The organism is Bartonella sp. AC535YNZD (assembly GCF_042196625.1).
In the GTDB taxonomy this organism is placed as follows: domain Bacteria; phylum Pseudomonadota; class Alphaproteobacteria; order Rhizobiales; family Rhizobiaceae; genus Bartonella.
In genome coordinates this window covers 1-7,488 of sequence record NZ_JBHIQP010000029.1, presented here as the reverse complement: position 1 = coordinate 7,488, position 7,488 = coordinate 1, and the positions used below count along the sequence as shown (strand labels likewise).

Genomic DNA, 7,488 nt, shown 5'->3' with positions numbered 1-7,488 from the left:
TCCGTAAGTATAGAGGAAGAAACCGGTTTGTTTTTCCTCTTCTTTTCCTAAGACAGATGTTCTGATATTGGCTAAGAATGCGTTTTGTTTAGCCATATCGGTTAATCCACTATAGAAGAGAGCATTTGGCATGACTAAGTAACTGGCCGTTTGTGCTACAGGGACGATCACACTTGGACCAGAATCCGTTTCAAGAATTTCTTTATGTAAGCGGAAATCCCAGAAATTTTCATTCTTCTCATCAAAGAGGTTTTGCTCAATATCGGCTGTACCATGGCTTGAGTCTGGTCCATAAGCAGTTAGTGTATATTTGTAAGGTTCTCCCCCTAGTGTGGTATAGCCTTTGGCTAATTTAAAGGAGTCTTCCTGTGCTTTTCCTGCAACTTGGATGAGCGAGAGTCCACCTATATTTGAAGGATCAGCAGCATTGACTACACTACTTTCATTTCCAGAATCGCTTTTAATATAAACTGTTGTGGAGCCTGAGACATCACCGTGAATGAGAAGCCTATCGGTTTTTTGATCGGCACTTACTACGCCATCACTCCAAGCAATGTTGAAGTAAATCTTTGCGTCTCCCGTTGCGTTGTAGACTTCTTGCGTGTCTGGTTTACCAGAACCTATATGCAATGTTTGGTAGTGATCTTCTGTTGGTTTCTCAAAAACAATGGAGCTGTTATCGAGATTAAGCGTGGAAATATCAGAACGAGATCTTTGAGCGATATCAAGGAGATTGCCATCAGCATCTTTTTCGTTTTTGCTGATTTTCAACGTCCATTTCGTATTGTTTTTCAGATCAAAACGTACATTTCTGTCTTTAGCAATATTCGCTCTGCCTTCTAGAGTAGACTGATCAGCACTTAAGGTGAAGGTGCCATTGGAGATCGCTTTAACCTCTTTATTGTTCCAATAATTGTCGTTTTTCCAAGATTTTGGATCTTCGAAAAGACCATCTCCTAATAATACGTCGGCATGGATTTCTGAATTTTTGAGACTGAATGTACCGATTGATAAAGTTGGAATATCTTCCATGTTTGTGTTAGTGAAAGCTCCAACAAAAATTCCAGTACCATTTTCAGCGTGAACATCTGCATTTGTCAAATTGATTTCACTGTTTTTACGTTTTTGTGGAACATCTGGATAATCTAGATCAGGATTAGAGAGAGCTATAAATTGCAAACCAGCAACTCCTGCTATCATAGAAGTATTCACGACATCAATATGTCCGTTAAATGCCGCCCATAGTGCAACTTTTTTTGCTTCTATTTTATTTTTGATTGTATTCTCTGCTGCTCCAATATAACCATTCGTCATCTTAATCGTGCTATTATTTCCTGCGGTGAGACCAACATCAAAATTTTGAATGATTGTTTTACCATTTAATTCAATTAAACTATCAGTTTCTGCAACGTTTACACCAACGGTCATTGTTTTACTTTCACCACCAGTTATTGTTAAATCTCCGCTAATGATTTTACTTCCACCGTCTGCATAAAACCCTTCATCAACATTTTGAATGGTTGTTTTGCCCATTAACCTAACTTCACTACCAGAGTCTGATGTCCATATACCAGTGCGTTCGTTGTCGGGGCCTTCAAGTGCTTCACCACCGATTATCGATAAGTTTTCGCTAATGATTTTACCACCATTACCGGCATCGAGTCCGCTCAAAGTATTGTTAATTATTGTATCACCATGCAATTGAATTGTGCTGTCATTGCCACTTACAAATGCACCGCTTCCTTTTCCCTCTGTTGTTAAAGCAACATCTGTGGCATCAATATGCCCACCGTTGATTGCGAATAACGCTGTTTTGTTCGCGGCTACGGATCCTCCCATCATTGTGATGGTGGATTTTGAACCTTCTGCATAGAGTCCAACATTATCAGATGATGTAATGTTTGCATTGTTTTTCAAGATAATCGTACTGCCACCTTCTGCACTTGCTCCTACGTCACGTCCACTAAATGCCCCTCCTGAGATTGTTATTGTCGAATCATGGTCTGCAACTATACTGGCAGCTGCTTGAGTCACTGTTACATCTTTTAAAGTGACGGTACTTTTATCTGCTTTTATTCCAAAGTTTAGTAATGCATCGTCTTTACTATTCGATATCTTTACACCTTCTAGTTTGTTTTCGCTGCTGTTACTGTTTAAGAAGCCAGCACCAACTAGAGAAGTCTTAATGGTTCCTCCAGTCATCTTGATTGCACCATTGTTTAGTATTTGAAGCCCGAGTGCACTATTACTAATCGTTGTATTTCCAAGTAATTCAATTACACTGCCTTCGCCAACAGAAAATACACCAGACGATATATCGTCGTCACTTGGAGCCACATCTGTTACAGTTAGAGCCACATCTGTAACAGTAATATGGCCGCCATCTTCAGCAACCAATGCATTCGCTTTCCCTGTGACGTTTCCTCCCGTCATTGTGATGGTGGATTTTGAACCTTCTGCATAGAGTCCAACGTTATCAGATGATGTAATGTTTGCGTTGTTTTTCAAGATAATCGTACTGCCACCTTCTGCACTTGCTCCTACATTACGTCCACTAAATGCTCCTCCTGAGACTGTTATTGTAGAGTGGTTATCTGCAACTATACCGGCTGCTGCTTGAGTCACTGTTACATCTTTTAAAGTGACGGTACTTTTATCTGCTTTTATTCCAAAGTTCAGTAACGTATCGTCTTTACTATTCGATATCTTCACACCTTCTAGCTTGTTTTCGCTGCTGTTACTGTTTAAGAAACCAGCACCAACTAGAGAAGTTTTAATGGTTCCTCCAGTCATCTTGATTGCGCCACCATTGCTTGTTGTAAGCCCGAGTGCACTATTACTAATCGTTGTATTTCCAAGTAATTCAATTACACTGCCTTCGCCAACAGAAAATACACCAGACGATATATAGTCGTCACTTGGAGCCATATCTGTTACAGTTAGAGCCACATCTGTAACAGTAATATGGCCGCCATCTTCAGCAACCAATGCATTCCCTTTCCCTGTGACGTTTCCTCCCGTCATTGTGATGGTGGATTTTGAACCTTCTGCATAGAGTCCAATGTTATCAGATGATGTAATGTTTGCGTTGTTTTTCAAGATAATCGTACTGCCACCTTCTGCACTTGCTCCTACGTCACTTCCACTAAATGATCCTCCTGAGACTGTTATTGTAGAGTGGTTATCTGCACCTATACCGGATACTGCTTGAGTCACTGTTACATCTTTTAAAGTGACGGTACTTTTATCTACTTTTATTCCAAAGTTCAGTAACGCATCGTCTTTACTATTCGATATCTTCACACCTTCTAGTTTGTTTTCACTGCTGTTACTGTTTAAGAAACCAGCACCAACTAGAGAAGTTTTAATGGTTCCTCCGGTCATCTTGATTGCACCATCGTTTTGTGCTTGAAGCCCGATTACACTATTACTAATCGTTGTATTTCCACGCAATTCAATCATGCTACCAAGGTCATCAGAAGCTACACCAAGTCCATCACCATTTGTTTTTAGGATGACATCTGTGACAATAATATGCCCACCGTATGTTGTCGTTATTGCTTCCTCTTTTGCTGTTACGCTCCCTCCCGTCATTTCGATGATGGATTTTGAACCTTCCGCATAGAGTCCAGCATCATTATATGATGTAATTTTTGCATCGCCAGTTAAAGTGATGTTGCCGCCGTTTTGAGTAAATATTGCTGCTTTTTCTGCATTAAATGATCCTCCTAAGACTTTTACTGTGGAATCATATGCATCTATGGCAGTTTGTGCTTGTGTCACTGTTACATTATTTAAAGTGACATTACTGTTAGTTGCTTTGATTCCATTGATTAGTGGCGCATCATCTTTCCCACTTGATATCACTACATCTTTCAGTTTGTTTTCTTTGCTCTTGCTGTCCAAGAAGAAAGCACCAACTTTGGAAGCTGTAATGCTTCCCCCAGTCATTTTGATTGCGCCACTCTCTTGTGTTTTGAGCCCGATTGTCGCATCATTAATCGTTGTACTAGATAATTCAACCACACTGTTTTTGCCTTGAGACAAGGCACCGAATCCACTTTCGATTTTATTATCATTAGTAGATGTATTAGGGTTATTACTCTTTGCTGTTAGAGTACTACCCGTGACAGTAATATGTCCACCTTCGTCTGCAGATAATGCTGCATCTTTTCCAATTACGCTTCCTCCTGTCATTATAATTTCGCTCTTTTCATCGATGGCATGAAGTCCGTTACCATTAGATGAGGTAACGTTAGTACCGCCATCTACAGTAATGGTGGTGCCGCTCATAGCATATACGCCATCCATTTTACCTTCGAATGATCCTCCGGATACGTTGATTCGAGAATTATTATTTGCGAGTATACCAACTTCTGCGTGCGTAACGTTTACATTTGTTAAAGTGATGTTACTTCCATTATCTGATTGCACTCCAATGAGTTGTGAAATTTCATTTTTATTATTTGATATCACTACATTTTGCAGTATATTTTTGTCGCTGCCGTCAATATAAACGCCAGTTTGAGACGTTGTAATGTTCCCCCCAGTTAGGTTGATGTTAGCGCCGTCTTTTACAGAAATACCGAAACGAACATCAGAATCAGTGCCTTGAATATTTAAGCCATTTAATTTAAGCGCACTGTTAGCACCTTCAACTGTTACAACATACTTATCATTGTTTGTATCTGCATTTGTGCTTTCATTTCCAGTTACAGTTACAGTGCTACCGGTGATTTTTCCTTTGTCTTTTACATAAATAGTCTCGTACGTTTTTCCGGATATATCTTTTTCTTCGTTGGTAACGCCAAGAGTTTCAGCATGTGCAGTGAACTGGATGTTGAATAGGATGATAGCAGCCGCAGCCGTGCATGATAAAAGGGATGTTTTATACACCAGTATTCTCCTTATGAGAGCCCCCAAATATTCATTTCCCCGCAAACTTCATAAGAAGAAGTGAAAATGGATAGTTGTTATTAATTTCAGTAATTGTCCTTATTTGGTAAGATATTTTTGATTTTTTGTCAAAATTAAAAAATAAATAATATTAAATTTGTGTGAATTTATATTGAACACATAATGTGTTTGTAATTATTTATATTATATAATTAAATTTATTGTAAATCTTTATTATAGAAATTATAAATATTATTATAATAATTACATAATTTATATTATTTTTTATAAAGTAATGATATTATTTTCTGTAATACTTATGCATTTTTATAGATTGTCAATGTAAGTGATGACGGTAATACTAAAACACTGTTGCTAGCACTTTTGATTATTTATACCTTATTTATCATAATATTCTAATATATTTGATCTTGATATCCAAAGGAGTTTGATGTTCTAGTATTAAGAATACATTTTTTCTCCTGTTGGGGATATTTTAATAGTATACGACTAAGTTTTTATAAGCTGTTGATGTATCGATGACATTTGAAAGAGCAAGAGCCCAAGCTTATAAATCTTAATCAATGAAGATGCTTCAAGTTGAAGGCTTTAAATCAACAGTGCTTTTATATCATCAAAGTGCACTTTCATTGAAGGATCATTGCTTTCATTATTTTGAATTTTTGACATATTCTTGACAAGAAAATTTAAAAAATTACTTCTGAGAAAATTTTTATAATACAATAAAATATGTAACGTTTTTATGGTGATAGGTTTATGAGATATAAAGTTAAATTGGTAATCACCGTGATTGCTTTTACTCTCTCTGGTTGTTTTAACCTTGATTCTGAAAAGTTAAGAAGGGACAAGAGGCTTTATCATGATGCATTTATGTGGCCTATGAAAGAAAAGTCTCTTGAGAAAAATTATACTGCTATCATCATGGCTGATCCGCAACCGTGGCGTTTAAACTCTGGTGATGCCAATGGAGTATCAAACAGAGAGCCATGGTTAAAGATAAATGAGCAAGTTGCTGGTGTGATAAAAGCGCACAAGGCTGCGTTCCATATTGTCAATGGTGATCTGACGGAGTTTGGACAACAAAAAAACTATGATGATTATAAAAATGTTTATAAAACTCTTGGAGCGCCTGTCTATGAGGGGCTAGGGAATCACGATTATGCCAATAATGTTGGTAATTGTACAAATCCTCAAGAATTCAATTTTTACAAAGATGCTTGTGCTATAAGTGCAGTTTCAAGAATGGTATCGGAAATCAAAAAATACCGTAGTCAATTATTGCATTTCAATGCAGATGTTACTGAAAGTTTGGTTCCCATTTCGGGTGGAAATGTTCGCTCGGTAAGGGGGAGTTTGAGTTATTCTTGGGATTATGGAGATGTTCACTATGTGCAGCTTCACAATTATCCAAGCTATACTGTTGGTTTGAAGGGGCAGTCTACAGAAGTGCAAATCAATAAATCTTTAGATTGGCTTAAGAACGATTTAGCTGCTGCTGATGCAAGAGGTAAAGTGACAATCATTAATTTTCATGATGCGCGTGCTGCTTCCATTGATGGTGAATCCTTTTTTATTCGTAAAAAGAATGCTAAAGATTTGTCGATCTTTAAGTCAATTATTATCTCTCATAATGTTAAAGCAATCTTCGTGGGGCATACGCATTATCAGTCCTATTGCCGTGCGAAAAATGATAAGGTTTTTGGAAATATCCCTATCTATACAGCTGGTGCGCTTTTTAATGGAGATTATTACCTCATAGATGTGAAAGGCAAGACAATTCACGTTAAAGCCTATAATGGAGAAATAGGAAAACCGCTTTTAATTAAAGATCTTGGTGTTATAGGGAAAGACACCCAATTTTCGGCAAGTTGCAGTAAGTTATAATAGAATTTGTTTCTTTGTCTTAAAGCATGAGGGAAAAAACGTATTATATGTGCGGATTTGAAGAGCAATGAGAGTATCTGAGTGTTACTTAAAAATAGAATAAAAAATCAGACATATTTTTTTCAAAGCTGCTGAGATTTCAGGTTATACGCTATAAGTGCAATGGTTTAATGTGAACGGAGCTTTAATACAAAGCGGAATAATGGTTTGTTATTCTATTTTTCCTTTTAGGCTTTCATCCTTGAAGCAAAGGCGAGTTTGTCAAGGGTGTGTTCATAATTTGCTAGCACATGTTGTCCAGAATTATCAAGAAGGCTGTTTCTATTAGTTTGTTGCGGTATAATTATCAAGTTATGCCCTTTGTTAGAGTTTATAATATCTACTCATGGGCAACTCTTTTCTTTTTCATAAGAAGAGTTTTTTGTTTTGATCAATTTTTTATTTATAGCATTCAAACAATTGATGTTTTGTGATGCTGTACAATTTTTCTTCTTGCGATCCATGACTCTGCTGGTTGCTGCATTTCGCGGAGTTATGATCTCAGGAAGTGCATTTTCTGCCTCTTTTGGTTGGATTGGGACAGTGATCGAAGTGGTTGGGGCAAGTCTTTCCTCTGTTGTGGGAGCTGTTTTTACTCCAATAGGGGCTGTCGTTGCTGCTGTTGTGGCGGTCGTCCTTGCTGCTGGT

2 protein-coding genes and 1 pseudogene are annotated in these 7,488 nt (G+C 37.5%); 2 read left to right on the top strand and 1 reads right to left on the bottom strand.

The window, feature by feature from the left end; translation table 11 throughout:
* On the bottom strand, positions 1–4,896 hold a 4,896-nt coding region (locus ACFIM8_RS08735; protein WP_404977465.1), incomplete at its 3' end, for a right-handed parallel beta-helix repeat-containing protein.
* A 777-nt stretch (positions 4,897–5,673) separates the two neighbouring features.
* On the opposite strand from ACFIM8_RS08735, the gene ACFIM8_RS08730 reads away from it, so the two are divergent.
* Together ACFIM8_RS08730 and ACFIM8_RS08725 are read left to right on the top strand one after the other, a co-directional pair.
* On the top strand, positions 5,674–6,801 hold the full coding sequence (locus tag ACFIM8_RS08730) for a metallophosphoesterase (protein ID WP_375614796.1): 1,128 nt from the start codon (positions 5,674–5,676) through the stop codon (positions 6,799–6,801).
* A gap of 426 nt (positions 6,802–7,227) precedes the next feature.
* Positions 7,228–7,488: pseudogene (locus ACFIM8_RS08725) on the top strand (hypothetical protein); the annotation flags it as partial.